Origin of the sequence: Vibrio sp. 10N.261.45.E2, from assembly GCF_002875705.1 — a bacterium.
GTDB lineage: Bacteria > Pseudomonadota > Gammaproteobacteria > Enterobacterales > Vibrionaceae > Vibrio.
The window spans coordinates 1-19731 of the sequence record NZ_MCZZ01000138.1 but is presented as its reverse complement, the minus strand read 5'-3'; the positions used below and the strand labels follow the sequence as shown (position 1 = coordinate 19731).

18 protein-coding genes are annotated in these 19731 nt (G+C 45.3%); 15 read left to right on the top strand and 3 right to left on the bottom strand.

Translation table 11 applies throughout. From position 1 onward, the window contains the following. The first annotated feature begins 129 nt into the window (after positions 1-129). From BCT34_RS16490 to BCT34_RS16465, 6 genes are all read left to right on the top strand, one after another. The gene (locus BCT34_RS16490; protein WP_076650939.1) at positions 130-1422 is read left to right on the top strand and encodes an extracellular solute-binding protein; all 1293 of its coding nucleotides are present in this window, start codon (positions 130-132) and stop codon (positions 1420-1422) included. 237 nt (positions 1423-1659) lie between these two features. Further along, complete coding sequence (locus BCT34_RS16485; protein ID WP_076650940.1) at positions 1660-2541, top strand: ABC transporter permease subunit; 882 nt, start codon at positions 1660-1662, stop codon at positions 2539-2541. A gap of 38 nt (positions 2542-2579) precedes the next feature. Then, complete coding sequence (ugpE, locus tag BCT34_RS16480) at positions 2580-3422, top strand: sn-glycerol-3-phosphate ABC transporter permease UgpE (protein ID WP_076650941.1); 843 nt, start codon at positions 2580-2582, stop codon at positions 3420-3422. Then, complete coding sequence (ugpC, locus tag BCT34_RS16475; RefSeq protein ID WP_076650942.1) at positions 3412-4683, top strand: sn-glycerol-3-phosphate ABC transporter ATP-binding protein UgpC; 1272 nt, start codon at positions 3412-3414, stop codon at positions 4681-4683. The genes ugpE and ugpC overlap by 11 nt, the downstream gene beginning before the upstream one ends. 56 nt (positions 4684-4739) lie before the next feature. Next, positions 4740-5459, top strand: coding sequence for a glycerophosphodiester phosphodiesterase family protein (locus BCT34_RS16470; RefSeq protein ID WP_076650943.1), 720 nt, complete (start codon positions 4740-4742; stop codon positions 5457-5459). A 160-nt stretch (positions 5460-5619) separates the two neighbouring features. Next, on the top strand, positions 5620-6357 hold the full coding sequence (locus tag BCT34_RS16465) for a sulfite exporter TauE/SafE family protein (RefSeq protein ID WP_076650944.1): 738 nt from the start codon (positions 5620-5622) through the stop codon (positions 6355-6357). 41 nt (positions 6358-6398) lie between these two features. Here BCT34_RS16465 and BCT34_RS16460 read toward each other — a convergent pair whose 3' ends face one another. Further along, positions 6399-7214 carry a L,D-transpeptidase family protein gene (locus BCT34_RS16460; protein WP_076650945.1) on the bottom strand — a complete coding sequence of 272 codons (816 nt, stop codon included), beginning with the start codon at positions 7212-7214 and terminating at the stop codon, positions 6399-6401. Positions 7215-7216: 2 nt separating this feature from the next. Then, positions 7217-7699 carry a GNAT family N-acetyltransferase gene (locus BCT34_RS16455; protein ID WP_076650946.1) on the bottom strand — a complete coding sequence of 161 codons (483 nt, stop codon included), beginning with the start codon at positions 7697-7699 and terminating at the stop codon, positions 7217-7219. Between the two features lie 219 nt (positions 7700-7918). Between BCT34_RS16455 and BCT34_RS16450 the strand changes: the two genes are divergently transcribed. The 3 genes from BCT34_RS16450 to grxB all read left to right on the top strand — a co-directional run bounded on the left by BCT34_RS16450 (position 7919) and on the right by grxB (position 10204). Next, entirely contained in the window at positions 7919-8899 is a 981-nt protein-coding gene (locus BCT34_RS16450) for a Gfo/Idh/MocA family oxidoreductase (RefSeq protein WP_076650947.1), read from the top strand. A 164-nt stretch (positions 8900-9063) separates the two neighbouring features. Next, positions 9064-9225 (top strand): hypothetical protein, encoded by a 162-nt coding sequence (locus BCT34_RS16445; protein WP_102300408.1) that lies wholly within the window; start codon positions 9064-9066, stop codon positions 9223-9225. Between the two features lie 346 nt (positions 9226-9571). Next, positions 9572-10204 carry a glutaredoxin 2 gene (grxB, locus tag BCT34_RS16435; protein WP_076650948.1) on the top strand — a complete coding sequence of 211 codons (633 nt, stop codon included), beginning with the start codon at positions 9572-9574 and terminating at the stop codon, positions 10202-10204. Between the two features lie 110 nt (positions 10205-10314). Here grxB and BCT34_RS16430 read toward each other — a convergent pair whose 3' ends face one another. Continuing rightward, the gene (locus BCT34_RS16430; protein WP_076650949.1) at positions 10315-11148 is read right to left on the bottom strand and encodes a pyruvate, water dikinase regulatory protein; all 834 of its coding nucleotides are present in this window, start codon (positions 11146-11148) and stop codon (positions 10315-10317) included. 178 nt (positions 11149-11326) lie between these two features. Between BCT34_RS16430 and ppsA the strand changes: the two genes are divergently transcribed. From ppsA to BCT34_RS16400, 6 genes are all read left to right on the top strand, one after another. Then, positions 11327-13699: a phosphoenolpyruvate synthase gene (ppsA, locus tag BCT34_RS16425; protein WP_076650950.1), complete on the top strand. Its 2373-nt coding sequence runs from the start codon at positions 11327-11329 to the stop codon at positions 13697-13699. A gap of 201 nt (positions 13700-13900) precedes the next feature. Next, entirely contained in the window at positions 13901-15235 is a 1335-nt protein-coding gene (locus tag BCT34_RS16420; protein ID WP_076650951.1) for an MATE family efflux transporter, read from the top strand. Between the two features lie 404 nt (positions 15236-15639). Then, the gene (locus tag BCT34_RS16415; protein WP_076650952.1) at positions 15640-16305 is read left to right on the top strand and encodes a PAS domain-containing protein; all 666 of its coding nucleotides are present in this window, start codon (positions 15640-15642) and stop codon (positions 16303-16305) included. 24 nt (positions 16306-16329) lie between these two features. Then, positions 16330-16713 (top strand): RidA family protein, encoded by a 384-nt coding sequence (locus tag BCT34_RS16410; protein ID WP_076650953.1) that lies wholly within the window; start codon positions 16330-16332, stop codon positions 16711-16713. 37 nt (positions 16714-16750) lie between these two features. Continuing rightward, positions 16751-18157, top strand: a complete 1407-nt coding sequence (locus tag BCT34_RS16405) for a cation:dicarboxylase symporter family transporter (RefSeq protein WP_076650954.1) — start codon at positions 16751-16753, stop codon at positions 18155-18157. Between the two features lie 77 nt (positions 18158-18234). After that, on the top strand, positions 18235-19557 hold the full coding sequence (locus tag BCT34_RS16400) for a CoA-disulfide reductase (RefSeq protein WP_076650955.1): 1323 nt from the start codon (positions 18235-18237) through the stop codon (positions 19555-19557). Positions 19558-19731: the final 174 nt, after the last annotated feature.

The window sequence follows — 19731 nt, the reverse complement described above, 5'->3', positions numbered from 1 at the left end:
TCACTGAAACGATTTAGCCACGTAAGTGAAATACGCGCTGTTCAAGATAGCTTCAAACGATACCCCTACCGTCTCGTTAACACTCTAATTCAATACGTCGATATCGATTTCATCCAAAAGGAAACGAAGATGAATAAGCTAATTTTGGCAAGCGTTCTTTCAGCGACTGCAGCAATGCCCGCGTTCGCAACGACTCAAGTCACTTGGTGGCACGCAATGGGCGGCCAGCTTGGAGAAACAGTAAACAAAATTGCGACCGACTTTAATGCGTCACAAGATGATTACGAGATCACGCCAATCTACAAAGGGTCATACACAGAGACCTTAACAGCGGGTATCGCGGCCTACCGAGTAGGTGAAGCACCAAACATTCTACAAGTCTTCGATGCTGGCGCAGCAACTATCATGAACGCCAAAGGTGTCGCAAAACCAGTGCAGGATATTCTGGTTGAGTCGGGCTACAACTTTAATTCAAACGACTATCTAGCGGGTGTTCGTAACTTCTATGCCGACCACCAAGGCAAGATGGTGGGCATGCCTTTCAACAGCTCGACACCGGTTCTTTACTACAACAAAGACCTTCTTGCGGAAGTGGGTGCCGAAGCGCCTAAAACTTATGAAGAACTCGAAGTGGTGGCTAAGAAACTGAAGGCAGAAGGCCACATCGCGTTCTCTCAATCTCTGACGCCATGGATCATGTTCGAGAACTTTAAGTCTCGTCATAACCTACCGGTCGCCGACCAAAACAACGGCTACGATGGCCTATCCACTAAGCTCATGTTCAACACCAAAGATATGATGATGCACGTTAGCAAGATGAAAGAGTGGTCAGATCTAGGTTACTACAAGTATTACGGCAGCGACTGGGATGCAAACCAAACACCTTTTGAGCGCCAAGAAGTGGCAATGTGGATGGGCTCTTCAGGCTCATTCGGCGGCTTACGTAACCGCGTACCTTTCGAGCTAGGTACCACATACCTTCCCTACTGGAAATCGGTTAACCCAGATGCAGGCTTAACCTTCATTGGTGGTGCGGCTCTGTTTGCACTTAATGGCCATGATCAACAACAAGACAAAGGTGTCGCAGCGTTCTTTGATTACCTGACTAAACCTGAAACTCAAGTTTACTGGCACAAAACGACTGGCTACGTACCTGTAACAACCGCGGCATACGACCTAGCGAAAGAGTCTGGCTACTATAACGAACAACCAGACGCAGAAGTGGGCGTTAAACAGCTAAGCCTAAAATCGGGCGAATGGACTAAGGGCTACCGCTTAGGCTACTACCCTCAAATTCGTGAAGTAATGCATCGTGAGTTCGACAATATCTTCGCTGACCGTTCTAGTGTCGAGAACAGCCTCGATAAAGTCGAAGATGAAAGCAGCAAGCTGCTAAAACGCTTCGCTCGCACAAGGAACTAGATCGGCTGATTAAAGAGCTATTCACAAGCTTAAAAGCTTAACGAACTAAAGCTGTTATTGCTCCTCACCCCTTGCCATTGCGTCATTAAAAACGCAATGACAAGGGGTGAGGAGATTCTTCACTAGCGCCATCTCTTGCTCCGAAAACTACAACTCAACTGGATGCATCTCTTGATATCGCGCTGCAGCTCACCGTATTAACAGTGATAACAATCACTCATTTTTGGGGATTACCCTGTGGAACGACGTCAGCAATTTTTTCACTCTCCGCTGCCTTACCTATTTTTGGCGCCTCAGATACTCATCATTGCGGTTTTCTTTATTTACCCAGCGGCAAAGGCGGTTTACCTGTCCTTTATGCTAGAAGACCCTTGGGGCACCTCTTCGATCTTCGTATGGTTCGAGAACTATCAAATGCTATTCGAATCGAGCGAATATCTGAGCTCGATTGGCTTTACCCTGATGTTTGCGATCGTGGTGTCTTTCTTATCGTTAGCGTTGGCGCTGCTGCTTGCCGTAAAAGCCGACAACATCATTCACGGCCAAGGCGCTTACAAGGTCACTCTCACTTGGGTTTACGCGGTTGCTCCGGCGATCGCAGGTGTAATCGGTGCTTTCTTGTTTAACCCACACATTGGCGTGTTTACCGAGATATTCACGGTTATAGGTTGGGATTTTAGCTTCCAAACCGATCCTGTGGATGCCACGTTTGCTCTGATTTTGGTTTCGGTCTGGAAACAGGTTTCGGTGAATTTCATCTACTTCCTAGCAGGGCTTCAGTCGATCTCTTACGCAGTAAAAGAAGCAGCAATGCTCGACTGTGTCAGCGACTCGAAACGGTTTTGGACTATTACCTTCCCGTTACTCGCGCCAACGGGCTTTTTCCTGCTGGTCATCAACCTCACCTACTCGTTCTTTGAAACCTTTGGCGTGATAGACACCATGACCAATGGCGGCCCGGGTGGCGGCACTACCTCGCTAGTGTACAAGGTGTATCGAGATGGGTTTGTTGGCGCAGATTTAGGTGGCAGCTCCGCACAATCGGTTGTGCTGTTGCTGCTGGTACTCACCCTTACGTTTATCCAATTTCGCGTTGTAGAAAAGCGTGTTCATTACTAGCTCACTACAGCTAGCTTTTAACGCGAAAGGAGTTATTTATGAAAAGTAATAAGATTTCTGACCACCTCATTTTGATTGCTGGGATGTTGTTTATGTTGATACCAATCTGGCTTATCTTCGCCAGTTCAACCCATAACCCAAACACCATAGTCAGTGAGGGCTTGCAGTGGCTACCAGGCGACAACTTTACGGCTATTTATAGCGAAGCTTGGAACAAGAGCATGGGCTTTAGTGGTGACGTCACCGCTAGCAAAATGATCGCCAACTCCATGGTCATGGGGCTCGGCTTTGCAATCGGTAAGATCATCATTTCGATGATGGCGGCATTCTCTTTGGTTTACTTCAGGCTGCCTTACGTGACGGCTTGGTTCTGGTTGATCTTTGTTACGCTTTTGCTGCCATTAGAAGTGCGCATTATCCCTTCCTATGAAGTTGTCGCAGGGCTAGGTCTGCTTAATAGCTATACCGGTTTAATTCTGCCTTTGATCGCCTCAGCAACCGCGACGTTCTTTTTTAGGCAGTTCTTCAAAACCATCCCCGATGAATTGTTAGAAGCCGCACAGTTAGATAACGCAGGTCCGTTTCGATTCTTTGTCGACATCTTACTGCCACTGTCTAAAACCATGATCGCCGCAATCTTCATCATCATGTTTGTAGTGGGTTGGAACCAATATCTGTGGCCAATCATGATGACCACGGACGAAGGCTACAACACCATCGTAATGGGCATCAAACAAGTACTCAACAACATCAATGAAACCAGTTTACCGCGCTACGACTATGTTTTTGCCATGGTGATTTTAGCGATGTTGCCACCCGTTTTAGTGGTGGTTGTATTTCAGCGTTGGTTTGTAAAAGGGCTAGTAGAAAGTGAAAAATAATAACGACACGACTCAGATGAACGATAACCGCATTCAATCACTCGATGAGTACAAGACATCTCACCCAGTTTCTCCGCAAAAAACAGAGGACACACCGATGCCAAACCTAAAACAAACGTTAACGCGCAAAGTTCCCACCATGTTAGGCATTAAAAACTTGGTGAAGACTTATGAAAATGGTCATCGTGCAGTGAAAGATGTCTCGCTTGATATCAAAAAGGGGGAGTTTCTTGTGTTGGTTGGCCCGTCGGGCTGTGGTAAGTCTTCTATCCTACGTTCAATTGCAGGGCTGGAAAGCATCTCTGGTGGTGAAATTCACTTGGGTGGCCGCCGTGTTGATAACGAAAAACCAGCTCAACGTGATATCGCGATGGTCTTTCAAAACTATGCACTCTATCCTCATATGACGGTGTATAAAAACCTCGCTTATGGTTTGAAAAACCGAGGTGTCAGCCTGCATGTGATTGAAGAAAAAATTGAGAAAGTCGCTAAAACACTGAAAATCGAAGAGTACCTAGATCGCAAGCCTGCCAAGCTCTCTGGTGGACAGCGCCAACGTGTCGCGATGGGCCGAGCGATTGTGCGCGATCCTCAACTGTTCCTGTTTGATGAACCTCTGTCTAACCTAGATGCCTCATTGCGCGCTCACATGAGATTAGAAATCAAAAAGCTACAACGCGAGTTGGGCGTAACCAGTGTTTACGTGACTCATGATCAAGTCGAAGCCATGACACTGGCAGATAGAATCGTGGTTCTCAACAAAGGTCAAATAGAACAAGTTGGCACACCAAGAGAAGTCTACCACCAGCCTGCTAGCACCTTTGTGGCAAGCTTCATTGGCAGCCCTGCGATGAACTTCTTATCTGCCACGCTCGATGACGGCTATCTTGAAATAGGCGATCAACAAATGTATCTGCCAGAGTATGCACACGTTAAGAACGCCGCAATTACACTTGGTATTCGTCCTGAACACTCTGAGGTTTGTTCCGAGTTAAAGATGAACACCTTGCCTCTTGAGCTGCGTATCAGTGTGGTTGAGCCGTTAGGCCCGAATCAATTGGTTCATGGCCTTGTGAATGACCAACCCTTTATAGCCGTCACGCCAGAAACAACGCTATGCCAAGTGCTGCCGCTCGGATTAAGTATTGATAAATCTAACCTGCATATTTTTGACAGCCGTGGGAAGCGTATTCAACCGAATAATGTTACTTCACAAGAGTCACGCGAAGAGGCAACAAGCTTAACGACGGCTCTCGCTTAATCGAGTACACTGATATTTAATGCGTTTTTACGGTGCGTCTTTAAGAAGGATTAATTATGTCGTCTATCATCGTAGGTCATCGGGGTGTAGCAGGTACTCACCCAGAAAATACCAAAGCAAGCATTGAACAAGCCGCTAAACTCGGCTTGAAATGGATTGAAGTAGATATTCAGCCAACTCAGGATGATCAACTTGTGGTTTGTCACGACCACACGCTTGAGCGCTGCAGCGATGGCAAAGGTCGTGTCGACGAACACACCCTTGCAGAACTGCGTCAGCTTGATTTTGGCAGTTGGAAGTCTGAGCAGTTCGCTGGTGAAAGAATACTGACGTTAGAAGAACTGCTCGCGCTTGTTGAGCAACATGGTCTCAGCGTTAACCTAGAGGTCAAAGTCGATAGTCGACACCAAGCACCTCACGTGGTGGATCTGCTTCATTCAGAACTGATTCGTTCAAACCTAGATACCGACAGAGTGCTGCTTTCAAGTTTCAGCCATCAAGTGGTTTCTGAAATGGCTCGTCATTTACCGAGATATCGAGTGGGAGTGATCACAGAGCAACTGAGCCAAGATGATCTTATGCTGATCAATGAGATTAAAGCGTTCAGCTGCCATATGAACTACGAGCATGTGAATCAGAGCGATCTTGATACACTCGGTGAGGCAAACATTCAAACATGGTGCTACACCGTCAACGATCCATCTCACTTCGAATACATCTCAAAAGTAGATGCTATATTCACTGATTTTCCGAATCAATTTAGCTCCATGAATTGACCGGATAAATACAGTAAAAGCAACCCAGAGAGACTTTGAAATTAACTCTCCGGAAACCTCAAAATTAGGTAGCAAACACAAGTGAGTAGGAGTACATTCCGCTACTCACTTGGTTTCATTAGCTCGCTCTATATAGACAGCTTCATTGGTTACTTAATTTATGGATCTCATTTTTAGTCCAACCTTCCCAATTTTGGGTGCAATCTTCATTTTCGCCGCTATTGTTCGTGGCTTCTCAGGTTTCGGTTTCACCTTAGTAGCATTGCCATTAAGTGCGTTATTCGTACCTGTTATCGAACTGGTTCCTGTCTTCATGTTGATCGACCTGCTAGGCAATGTTCAATTACTGCCTAAAGTTCGAAAGCACGTTAACTGGCGCTGGGTTTTAAAAGTATTTATTCCTTGCTTGGCCTTCACACCTGTCGGCTTGCTTCTGCTTAAATCCGTTAGCCAAGATACGATCATTTTGATCATCAGTGCCTTCATTTTTGCATCTGCACTTATGATCTACAAAGGTTTCCAGTACAAAAGCGAACCTAGATTTGCCCCTTATATACTGGGTAGCCTTGCAGGTGTCATGAACGGCGCAGCTTCGATGTCTGGACCTCCAATTGGCACTCACGCATTGGCGAGCCCTGTGGCTCCACACATTGCGAGAGCTGGCCTGATCGCATTCTTTGTATTAGCCGATTCGAGTGCGTTTGTATCGGCATCTATCGCAGGGTTAGTCGACCGCGATGTGGTTTGGCTTACTCTCGCGCTCTTACCAAGCAGCATGTTTGGCGGCTATGTGGGTTCTAAACTGTTCGAAAGATTTGGTGGGGCAAAGTTCAAACCCGTCACCATTGCACTGCTTATCGTGATTGCGATATTCAGCGCAGGCCGAGTCTTACTGTAACGAGCGTTCTCTTTTTGAGTACGAAAGTTGGGTACCTATTTCTACCATTCGATATGGATAGGGGTACCCATTTTTACGAGTTGGAGAAACTCATCCATATCCTGATTGGTTAATGCAATACAACCATCAGTCCAATCAAAGCTTTGAATAAAGCTCGGTGAACGGCGCTCACCATTCTTAATACCGTGGATCTTGATGTTCCCTCCAGGATCCACCTCATTTTTCTCTGCCCATTGCCTATCCGAAGGTTGCGGATAATTAATATGTACTGAGCGATAAAAGTCCGACTCTTCCATCACATAATCAAGCTGGTATTCCCCTTCAGGCGTTCGGTTATCTCCCTCAAAGCGTTTATGTCCTTTCGGTTGTTTACCAAGCGCAATACGAAATTCCTGAATCACCTCATCCCCTTTCATCAGATACATTCTACGTTTCGATTTATCCACTTTGACCAAGGTAACCACTTGCAGCAATGGATCTATCTCTGGGACATCTTCCGGCACGTTGTAAAACTGTTGAGATAAGCTTTGTGGTAGACGCTTAGATGAGCCTTGAGAAAGCTGAGCAACCTGTTCATCAGCAGCACTGTTAAGCACATCATCGACAATAATCACATGCTGAGATTGTGAGTCTGCTGAAGAGGAAGAAGAGGTTGATACACGTTGAGAATGGGAAGGTGCAGATTCAAACACAATGGTTTCAATCGCTGTCGCATCAGAGACTATTTTTTGAACCACAACCTTTTTAGCGTCTGGTGACGGGACATACTGCGGAGTATCGGTAGCAGAGGCTGTCACCGAATAAACTAGCGAACTCGATAAGAATATGCAGAGCGTTAGAGGCAAAAAACGACGCACCTTTAGATCTCCTCGAAACGCATGGACATGGTTCTTGACTGAGTTTCCATTCCTAGCGATTCATAGAAAGCCTGAGCTTGTTGGTTAAATTCCATCACTTCTAACCTAAGTTCTATCGCCCCACTCGCTTGCGCCCATTGATTGAACGACTTCATTAATGCACGTCCGGCACCTTTGCTATGAACTTGATCATTCACCACAATCGTATTCACCCGTGCCACTTTGTGCGATTGAATAAAACTAACACCTTTGTTCTGCGTTACCTTACCCGCCAGAAAGCCAACAACTTGCTTGTCATCTACCGCAACCAAGAAAGCGCCAACTGGATCAAGCATCAAGCCGAGCCAATACTCTTCACTGTCGGCTAAGCCTTGTGACGCAGGCGCAAAGACCATAGGTGCACCAAGGTGATGTTGACGGTTTATCTGCTCAGAGAGCGCTAAGATCGCGTTAATATCAGTTACCTTGGCTGTGCGAATTTGCATATCATCACCTTATTTGAATTCAATAACACCTTAGCAAAAATGGCTTAGTTGTGCACCGTTGTACTGGTCAACTCAGACGCTCCTTGAAAGCTAAATATTAATATTAGGCACTAAGTTTAGGGGAATTGTTCCGTAAATCTCAGGCACATTGCCCGCCGTTGAGTGCTACTATCTCTGCAGAATCAATATACTAACGACTATCAACGACTGGACACCAATATGATTAAGTTTGCTGTAATTGGAACGAATTGGATTACACAAAAGTTTGTTCAAGCTGCTCATGAATCTCAATCGATGCAGTTGGCTGCGGTTTATTCACGAAACCTAGAGAGCGCTGCACAGTTCGCCCAGGAATTTGGCGTTGAAACGACTTATGACTCACTCGACGCATTAGCCAATGACAAAACTGTTGAAGCCGTGTACATCGCTTCACCTAACTCACTGCATTGCGAACAATCTATCCTGATGATGGAACACGGCAAGCATGTCATTTGTGAAAAGCCAGTTGCATCAAACATTGATGAAGCAACACGCATGTTTGAGGTTGCTCAGAAAAACGGTGTGGTGCTTTTTGAGGCGTATAAATCTCAATTCCTACCGAACTTTAATCAAGTTCAACTTGGGTTAGAAAAGATTGGCAAGGTACATAAAGCGCACATCAACTACTGCCAATATTCATCGCGTTACCAGAAATACCTTAACGGTGAGAACCCAAATACCTTCAACCCAGCTTTCTCTAATGGTTCACTAGTCGATATTGGTTTCTACTGCGTAGCCGCGACAGTAGCGCTATTTGGTGATCCTGAAAATGCCCAGGCTTCTGCAAAACTGCTTGAATCTGGTGTGGATGCTCATGGCAGTGCGATCTTCCAATACCCTGAGTTTGACGTGACGCTTGCCCACTCCAAAGTCAGCGACTCTTATGCGCCAAGCGAGATCCAAGGTGAATTAGGGGTGATCATCATCGATCACATCGCTGAATGTACTGACGTTAAGATACGCTTCCGTGATGGAACAGTAGAAAACCTTACCCAAGCACAGAGCGAAAACTCAATGAGTTATGAAGCGCAAGCCTTTGCAGGCTGCATTGAGGGCGATAAAGAGACTCAAGCGCAAGCGCAACAGCGCGCTTTAACTGTTGCCAAGTTAATTACAGAGATGCGTCAGCAAGTTGGTGTCGTTTATCCCGCAGATAAATAACATCGCAAGGTAAATTAACCCGCTGATTATTAAGACATACCGTTTTATCCATAAGTAACTTTAATCTTTACGACAAATAACCGGATTAGTTGATTGGAGTACCATCTGTTTAAATCCGCGTTCGATATCTATCGTATTAATTTAATTTATTGAAGGTGTGTAAAGTGTTTTCAGTTGATGATCGCGTTGTAGCAACAAAAGGTGTTGAGCTAGGTGAAATGGTAGTTGTTGGCCTAAGTGCTGGTGGCGGCTACGTTCACGTTACAACAGTAGAAGGCGCTATAATGACGCTTACTTACCCTGCAAAAGACCTTAAAAAAGCATAGTTTAACCGCTCCGCTCTTTTAGTAGTCACTCTGCTAAAGGTAACAGAATTGAGGCTTTGGCTGATTTCGCTCTTCTGCATTAGAGCGAACAGCCAGAGCCTTTTTCATGCCCGCCATTTCACCACCAGCCTCTCTATTCGTTTACTCGTTGCAGTAAAACCGAATCCAACAGACAATAGAATGAATCAAAGAGTATTTACACCAAGTACTCGCCGTCTTTAACGCCCATTGTTTATTGGGCTTAACGTTTATCAAGAGTTAGCACTTATTGACGCTTAGTATTCGCATGACTTTCTGATACATTAGCATTATCTGATGTTTATACTGTTCTGAATTGAGGGAAGCTATGAAGCTTTATATTTACGACCACTGTCCTTTCTGCGCAAGAGTTGCCTACATCGCTCAATCTCTAGGCCTGAACATCGAGCTCGTTTCTGTGGATTATGATGATGCCCAAACGCTTATCGATCTGATCGGTAAAAAAATGGTACCTGTATTACAGAAAGACGATGGTTCTATCATGGCAGAAAGCCTAGATATCATTGCGTACTTCATGGATTTGAAATCAAGTGACGAGCGACGTGAGCCGTCTGAGCAAGCTGTTATTTTCCAAAGCCGCGCTTTCCCACTGACTCAACAGATCGGACGCCCACGTTGGTGGAACCTCGACTTGGCTGAATATCGCTCTGCTGGAGCCAAAGAAGCTTGGCGTGCGAGTAAAGAAACCGAAGGTTTTAACTTTGATGAGCTCTTAGAGAAGACTCCACAGTTCGTTCAACTGATTGATCCGTTATTGAAAGATGCAGAGCTCTTGCTGGATCTAGAGAATGGCGAGTCTTCACTGCCTTTGATTGATCAAGCACTCTATTTCTCAATGCTTCGTGGTTTCTGTGTAGAACCAAGCATCACTTGGCCACCAACCCTTGAACGTTGGTTAGAGAGGCAGAGCCAAACGTTAGGCATCAAACTTCTTCGCTAATTTGTGAAGTCGCTAGGTGTTAGACGTTAACACCAGCCGAAACGAAAAATCGAAGCTCCCAGAACCATTGTTCGCGAGAGCTTCGAATTTTTTAACTCAATGAACTTTGACTACAAAAGACGCCTTCTCAAGCCAGTTCGCTCTAGAATACGCGTCGAAATCTCTTCAACCGACAGTGAAGAGGTGTTGATGTAAGGTATCGCTTCTCGGCGGAACATCGCCTCTACCGTTTGTAATTCATACAAACACTGCGAATCGCTGGCATATTCACTGCCCGCTAAGCGGTTTTCACGGATCTCCATCAGCCTTTCTGCATCAATCGTTAAACCAAACAACTTATGACGGTAGATCTCAAACTCAGGCAATAACTTCAATCGCGCTAAGTCATCATGGATAAATGGATAGTTTGCTACGCGTAAGCCAAATTGCATCGCCATGTACAAGCTCGTCGGTGTTTTACCGCTTCGAGAAACACCTAGCAAGATGATGTCAGCTTCTTCCAACCCTTTAAGCGTGATGCCATCATCGTGTGCGAGTGTGTACTCAATCGCAGCAATACGATCGAAATACTTAACCGAATCTTTGTTCACGCTACGTGAGCGCTGCAATTTAGGAGCAGGAGCCATCTGAATATCATCCTGAACCTTCTGAACGATACTTTCCAACACGTCATAACAGTGCGCGGGCGCTTCAAGCAGCTTAGCCTTGATGTCTGGAATCACAATCGAAAAGAAAACCAATGGTTCTACTCCAGTATCGCGATACGAAATTTCAATCTCTTTTAATAAATCAGAAAGTTTGTCCTCACTTTCCACAAACGGAAAGGTTTTCTCATTGGCTTTGAATGGGAATTGACCTAGAACAACATGCCCTAAAGTCTCGCATGTTATGGCCGTTCCATCAGAAACATAGAATACATCACGACTTTGGATATCAATTTGCATTTTTTATTTAATGTTTAAAATTATTTTGAGTAGGATGGGAACCATAATATATATAACGAAACCCTGCTGACTATTACGTCCCCCACAGCTTTAAAAAATAATTTACATTTTTTTAAACTGATACGTAATCGTTTGCCTTTAAATCCCTACAATGCTTGCTATGTTTCTGGAGAAATAAATGCAAAATAATACCCTATGGTTCAATGGCCTATCCATGGAAGATGTCGACAAAGTCGGCGGTAAGAACGCCTCACTGGGCGAGATGGTTTCTAACCTGTCCAATGCTGGTGTTTCTGTACCAAATGGTTTTGCTACCACTTCTTATGCGTTTAACGACTTTCTTGATTACAAAGGTCTTGATGAGCGCATTCACCAACTACTTGATGAACTTGATGTTGAAGACGTTGACGCACTGCGTAAGACAGGTGCAACGATTCGACAATGGGTTCTAGATGCACCCTTCCCAGAATCACTAGAGCAAGACATCCGTGATAACTACCGCGAACTAATTGAAGACAACGAAGAATTGTCTGTAGCGGTGCGTTCATCGGCAACGGCTGAAGATCTTCCAGATGCTTCATTCGCAGGCCAGCAAGAAACCTTCCTTAACGTGAAAGGTATCGATGCGGTACTTGAAGCAACCAAGCACGTTTACGCATCACTATTTAACGACCGCGCTATCTCTTATCGTGTACACCAAGGCTTTGATCACCGTGGCATTTCATTGTCTGCAGGTATCCAGCGCATGGTTCGTTCAGACAAAGCGTCTTCAGGTGTGATGTTCACACTTGATACAGAGTCAGGCTTCGACCAAGTGGTATTCATCACCTCTTCTTGGGGCTTAGGTGAAATGGTTGTACAAGGTGCTGTGAACCCAGATGAATTCTACGTTCACAAACCAATGCTAGAAGCCGGTCACTACCCAATCGTTAAGAAGACGTTTGGTTCTAAGTTGATCAAGATGATCTACTCAACCAATCAAGAGATCGGCAAGCAAGTAGATATCATCGACACCGACACGCAAGAGCGTAACCAGTTCTCACTGAACGATGAAGAGATCAAAGAGCTAGCAAAACAAGCGATGATCATCGAGAAGCACTACCAACGTCCGATGGACATTGAGTGGGCGAAAGATGGTATCGACGGCAAGCTTTACATCGTTCAAGCTCGCCCAGAAACGGTATGCTCTCAAAGCGACCAAAACGTTATCGAGCGTTACGAACTTAACAACAAGGCAGATGTGCTAGTTGAAGGTCGTGCTATCGGTCAACGCATCGGTTCTGGCCCAGTTCGTTTGGTTGACTCTCTAGACCAAATGTCACTGGTTCAAGAAGGTGACGTACTAGTTACTGACATGACAGACCCAGACTGGGAACCTGTGATGAAGAAAGCCTCTGCGATTGTCACAAACCGCGGCGGCCGTACTTGTCACGCAGCGATCATTGCTCGTGAGCTCGGTATTCCTGCAATTGTCGGTTGTGGCAGCGCGACAAGCAACCTAAATGACGGCGACACCGTAACAGTGTCATGTTCAGAAGGCGAAACAGGCTACGTTTACAACGGCGAACTCGACTTTGAGATCAAACGTTCTGAGGTTGATGAGCTACCAATGCTGCCAACCAAAGTGATGATGAACGTGGGCAACCCAGATCGTGCCTTCGACTTCGCACAGATTCCAAACGAAGGCGTTGGCCTTGCTCGACTAGAGTTCATCATCAACAAGATGATTGGTATTCACCCGAAAGCCCTACTTAACTTTGACGCACAGTCTGATGAGCTTAAAGCAGAAATCACACAGCGTATTCGTGGTTACAAAGATCCTATCGATTTCTACGTAGGCAAACTAACAGAAGGCATCGCGACCATCGCATCTGCATTCTGGCCTAAGCGCGTGATCGTACGTATGTCTGACTTTAAGTCGAACGAGTACAGCAACCTTGTAGGTGGTAAAGAGTTCGAACCACATGAAGAAAACCCAATGTTGGGCTTCCGTGGTGCATCTCGTTACATCTCGCCAGTATTCGAAGACTGTTTCGAGCTAGAGACTCAAGCGATCAAACGTGTCCGCAACGAAATGGGCCTTAAGAACGTTGAAATCATGATCCCATTCGTTCGTACTCCAAGCGAAGCAGCATCGGTTATCGACATTCTGGCTAAGTTCGACCTTCGCCGCGGCGACCAAGGTCTGAAAGTCATCATGATGTGTGAGCTACCATCGAATGCAATTTTGGCTGAAGAGTTCTTGAAGTACTTCGATGGATTCTCTATCGGTTCGAACGACATGACACAGCTAACGCTTGGTCTAGACCGTGACTCTGGTGATGTGGCACACCTATTCGATGAGCGTAACCCAGCGGTGAAAGCGATGCTGAAAATGGCCATCGACGCGGCAACTAAAGCGGGTAAATACGTGGGTATTTGTGGTCAAGGCCCATCTGACCATGACGACCTAGCGGAATGGTTAATGGAACAAGGCATCAGCTCTGTTTCGTTGAACCCAGATACGGTTATCGACACGTGGTTGAAGCTTGGTAACGTAGTAAATAAATAAGCAAGTAACACTTCGCGTGATACCTAAACAACAAAAGCCAGTCACGATGACTGGCTTTTTATTCTCCGAAAGCGAACAAAAGTAATCTGCCTATCACAACAAACATTGGTATCACTCCGACCTTACGTTATCCTTTACCCAATTCTTCATTGAGAGGGCTGTCACCGCGACAACCCTAGCTTCAAGACTGATAAGAGTGTTATGAATTCGACTACCGCAACTCCCTCGCCTTCTCTTGGCCGACAACTCTATACAATGACATGGCCAATGTTGTTTGGGGTACTTTCCCTAATGAGCTTCCAGCTTGTAGATAGTGCCTTTATAGGTCAGCTAGGCGTACTGCCGCTCGCGGTTCAAGGCTTCACACTGCCAATTCAGATGATCATTATTGGTATTCAGGTCGGGTTAGGCATCGCGACGACGGCGGTAATTGCTCGTGCAATTGGTGCTAACGAAACACGCTACGCTAAGCAGTTAGGTGGACTTGTGATTGCGATGGGCAGCGTGAGTGTCGCGCTTTTCTCCGTCATCATCTATCTGCTACGTGGACCAATTTTACAGCTACTCGATGCGCCACCAACCGTGTTGCCGATCATTGATTCTTACTGGATCTATTGGCTGGTGAGTTCTTGGACGGGGGCTCTGCTCTACTTTTTCTACAGTGTGTGTCGTGCCAATGGCAATACCATGCTGCCCGGTTCAATGATGATCGCGACCAGTATCATCAACTTGATATTGGACCCAATCTTCATCTTTACTCTCGACATGGGCATCAACGGTGCCGCGATAGCTACCATCTTGGCGTTCGGAGCAGGTATCTTTATCGTGGCGCCCAAAGTGACCAAGAAGCATTGGATGATATTCGATTGGAACGACCTTGATATTGGCAAGAGTGTTCGTTCTATCGGGAACATCATGGGGCCTGCGATGATCAGCCAACTGCTGCCGCCAGTCTCTTCTATGTTAGCGACTAAGCTGCTTGCTGGTTATGGCACCGCAGCGGTTGCAGCTTGGGCGTTGGGTTCTCGTTTTGAATTCTTCTCAATTGTCGCTGTGTTAGCACTGACGATGTCGATGCCACCAATGATAGGTCGCATGTTGGGAGAGAAAAACCTAGAAAACATACGCAAGCTCGTCAAGATTGCCGTGATGTTCGTATTAGGGTTCCAATTGGTGATTGCACTAGTGACATGGCTATTCTCTAGCGGGCTGGCAAATCTCATGACCAGTGACAACGAAGTCTCAACGATTCTGAACTACCACCTACTGATCGTTCCAATCAGCTTAGGGCCTTTGGGTATCTGTATGTTGATGGTTTCGATTTCTAACGCTTTGGGCAAGTCTTACACCGCATTAACGATTTCAGCACTGCGCCTGTTCGCTTTCTTCTTGCCTTGCCTATGGGTTGGCTCTCTGTTTGCAGGAATTGAAGGCCTATTCTGGGGAGCGATGGTAGGTAATATACTTGCAGGCACCTGTGCATGGTTTATGCACCAGCGAGCTCTTGGGCAAGTCAAGGATAAGCTGGCCAAATAGGCAATTCACGAACTCATCAGTCAGCCATTTCCAACTAAACAAGCAGCTAATTTTAAGGCTGCTTTTTTGTACCTGAAACTTCAGTATATCTTCCATCCATTTAATGAATTTCACATCCCTTTAATTTCGAGAGTTTTTATAACTTGCCCTAGATCATTAAAACCTTCAAAAACGCAACCTTTGGTTTTAAATATGTAAACCTTGATGGGGTTTAAGAAATTAAACCATATCGAAGATGGTTTAGTGATCCTGTTCAAATTTCACTCTTAATTTTAGTTGAATTCCCGCTATTTGTTGGCGTTTTATACGCTCCTTATCGGTTTACAGAAGTTTACTGCATCTTGCCTAAATACTACCAAAGGAGTAGATTTCAGCCATCAAGTTCAAAAATGTAAACCGAAACTATGAATGTAAAACAAGTTAGATTCACCGATGAAGACAGAGAATGTTTAAGCAATTACTTCCGCTTAGCAGATACGCTCGCTGATTTGATTGGGCCATACTGTGAAGTAGTTATTCATTCATTTGAAAGCTTAGAAAACTCGGTCGTGAAAATCGTCAACGGTCATCATACTGGTCGTGAAATTGGCTCTCCTATCACAGATCTAGGTTTACGTATGTGGAGTACATTCGAGAAAACTGGCGAAGTTTCTCCAAAGAGCTATTTCACCAATGCAGCAGACGGTTCCCTACTTAAATCAACCACCTGTGTGTTAGCTGGACCACAGCAAAAGCCGATTGGCATGCTGTGTATCAACATGAACTTATCCTTCCCATTCCCTGAAATCGTTAAAACGTTGATGCCAACGTGCAATGTGTCTCAAACACTAGTCAGTGAGACTTTCAGCAAAAGCGCAAACGACGTGATTCAACAAGCGCTGACCGCAGCAATAAAAGAAGTGGAACAAGACGAAACGATTTCCTGCAAAAGTCGTAACAAAGCCATCATTCGTTGTTTGTTTGATAACGGCGTATTTGAGCTAAAAGAGACGACGACACAAGTATCAGAGCAACTTGGGATCAGCCGACAGGCGGTCTACAAGTTTATCCGTGAATTTAAATCAGAATAAAACCAATAATTTAGGAGTTACATCGTGAAACAGATCATTGCCACTGAACAAGCACCTGCAGCTATCGGCCCTTACTCACAAGGTACGTCTTACGGCGACATGGTTTATACATCAGGCCAATTACCTCTCGTTCCAGAAACCATGCAGTTTGTTGATGGCGGTATTAAAGAGCAAGCTCGCCAGTCTCTTGAAAATTTGAAAGCTGTTTTGGAAGCAAGCGGGGCTGGCTTAGATACTGTATTGAAGACAACCTGCTTCCTTTCAGACATGGAAAACTTCGTTGCATTTAACGAAGTGTACACCGAAGTATTTGGCACGGAGAACGCACCTGCTCGTTCTTGTGTAGAAGCAGCAAGACTACCAAAAGACGCACTGGTTGAAGTTGAAGCCATCGCATACAAAAAATAACCGACTTAGGTATTAATGGGTATCATAGGAGATTCTCATGAGCGTTTCATTTATTGGATTAAGCATATTGTTCTTTGGGTTCTACGCACTGTTGTCGAACTTCAAAAAGCAAAAGAAAAGTTTTAACTTCCGCGTACTGAGTGCGCTTGCTGCTGGCTTACTGTTCGGTGGCGCAATTCAACTTGTTTTCGGTGTCGGTAACGTTGCGACATCTGGCTTTGCTGAACTGATCTCAGTGTTCGGCAAAGGCTACATCAAACTTCTACAAATGATCGTTATCCCGCTAGTATTTGTGGCGATGATCTCTTCGATCATGAACGTTGAAGGTGGTGGTGCGCTATCTCGTATTGCACCAAAAATCATCGGTATTCTACTTTTCACTTGTGCAATTTCAGCAGCTGTTGGTATCGCAAGTATTTACCTATTTGGTATCGATGCAAACGCACTAGTAAGCACAATCGGCACCAACAGTGCAATTGAAGCTCGCGGTGACTCACTGGTAGCAACACAAGATGCAATGGCGAGCAGTGGCTTGTCTGGTATGGCTCTGTCTATCATTCCAACCAACATCTTCGACATGCTAACGGGCTCTCAGCGTACTTCTACGCTATCAACTGTACTGTTCGGTATGTTCCTTGGTTACTGTATCCTGCAAGTGAAAAACCGTAAGCCTGAGAAAGTGCAAAACTTCGTTGATTTCATCAACTCTGCAAAAGAAGTAGTGCTTTCAATGGTACGTGAAATCCTAAAGCTAACGCCTTACGGTGTATTCGCTCTGATGACCACGTTCATGATGACAAACGACCTATTTGCACTAGCAGAAATGGGCCGCTTCCTTCTAGCAAGCTACGTTGCAATTGGTGTGATGTTCGGCATCCACTTCGTGATGGTGTCAATGTTCGGCCTTTCTCCAGCGAAGTTCATGAAGAAAATCTGGCCTGTATTGGTATTCGGCTTTGGTTCTCGCTCGAGCATGGCGGCTATCCCACTAAACGTTGAAACACAAACTCAACGCCTAGGTGTAGACGAAGAAACAGCAAACATGTCAGCGACATTTGGTACCAGTATCGGTCAAAACGGTTGTGCAGGTATCTACCCAGCAATGCTCGCTATCATGGCGGCACAAGTAATGGGCATGCCAGTTGACTTAGGCTTCATCCTACAACTGATTGCGGTTATCGCGATTGCTTCATTCGGTATCGCAGGTGTGGGTGGCGGTGCAACGTTCGCAGCAGTAGCGGTACTGACCATCATGGGTCTAGACATCACAGTTGTTGCAATTCTAGTGTCTATCGAAGCACTAATCGACATGGCACGTACAGCGCTTAACATCTCAGGCTCTATGTTGTCTGGTGTTCTAACGGCTAAGAAAAACGGCTCGCTAAACACAGAACAATACGATGCTGACGCTACAGCGACAGTATCAAAAGAAGCAGCGGTATAATTCTCAAACTTAATTAAGAGCACTCCACTTGAGTGCTCTTCTGTTTTTCCTGAGTTCAGGTTATTTAGGTAGTAAATATGAAAGTTGTTGTTATAGGCGGTAGCGCCGCTGGTATGAGTTTCGCAGCAAAATACAAACGTAATCAACCATCAGACGAAGTTATCGTTCTAGATAAGCGCAGTTACATCTCATTTGGAGCCTGTGGTTTACCCTACTTTGCGGGTGGCATGTTTGATGACACCGAACGAATGATCTCTCGTACTCCAGAACAAGCGATTAAATCTGGCTTGGATGTACGTGTAGAAACAGAGATGGTTGCCTTAGATAAGGCAGAAAAACAGATAACGATACGTCACCAAAACGTAGAAAGTATCATCGAATATGACATGTTAGTCATTGCGACAGGTGCTCGTCCGATCGTGCCATCATTCGGTGAGTTCAACCCTGAACACGTATACACACTGACAAGCATGGAAGATGGCTTAGCGGTTAAAGAAGCTTTGAAAGACAGTAATAAGCAACGAGTGTGTGTGATTGGTGCCGGCTTTATAGGTCTAGAAGTGTTCGACGCAGCACATGGCCTAGACAAACACGTAACGATCATCGAACGTGAACAGCACATCATGAGCCGCCAATTCAGTCCAGAGATCATTGAAGTTGTTGAAGGGGCAATTCGAGAATCAGGTACAGAGCTAAAAACCGGTTGCAGCGTATCTGCTATTCGCGATGCTGAGCAAGGTGGCTATATCGTAGAAACCGATAACGGCAATGTAGAAGCCGATATCGTGATCCTGTCACTCGGTTTCAAACCAAATACTGAAGCATTCGAACTAGCAAAAGCTGCAAATGGCGCATTGTTAGTAAATGAATATGGTGCTACTGAAGACGCCTATATCCATGCCGTCGGTGACTGTGCAGTCGTACATCATATGGCACTAGGCAAACCTGTTTATGTTCCTCTAGCAACTACAGCTAACAAACAAGCACGTATGATGGCTGACAAGCTAGCAGGAAAAGACACTTACATGTCTGGTTTCTTAGGCTCATCTTGTTTGAAGGTGTTGGACTACGAACTCGCATGTACTGGCGTGAATGAACTTCTAGCGACAGAACATAACTTAGATGTGAAAGTATCAACCATTTCAGATAAGAACCAAACTGATTACTACCCAGGACAAGAAGACATCAAGGTGAAATTGGTTTATCACCCAGAAACCAACGTCCTGTTAGGTGGCGAGATCGTAGGTAAGAAAGGAGCGGTTGGCCGTATTAACGCACTGGCCGTAGCGATCACCGCTAAGATGACGACTCAACAATTAGGCTACATGGACTTCTGCTACGCACCACCATTCTCACGTACATGGGATGCTCTAAACGTGGCAGGTAACGTCGCTAAATAAGCAATTACAAATCACAAAGACATGTAGTTAAAACATCAAAGCAGAGCCTAAACGCTCTGCTTTTTTAATGTCTTGACTCTATATAACCTGAAGCAGAATAAGATAACGACGTATCTAATAGTGTTTGAGCTTTCTTTTGCCAAATTCAAGACGAAAAAAAGCCCGCTGATTTCT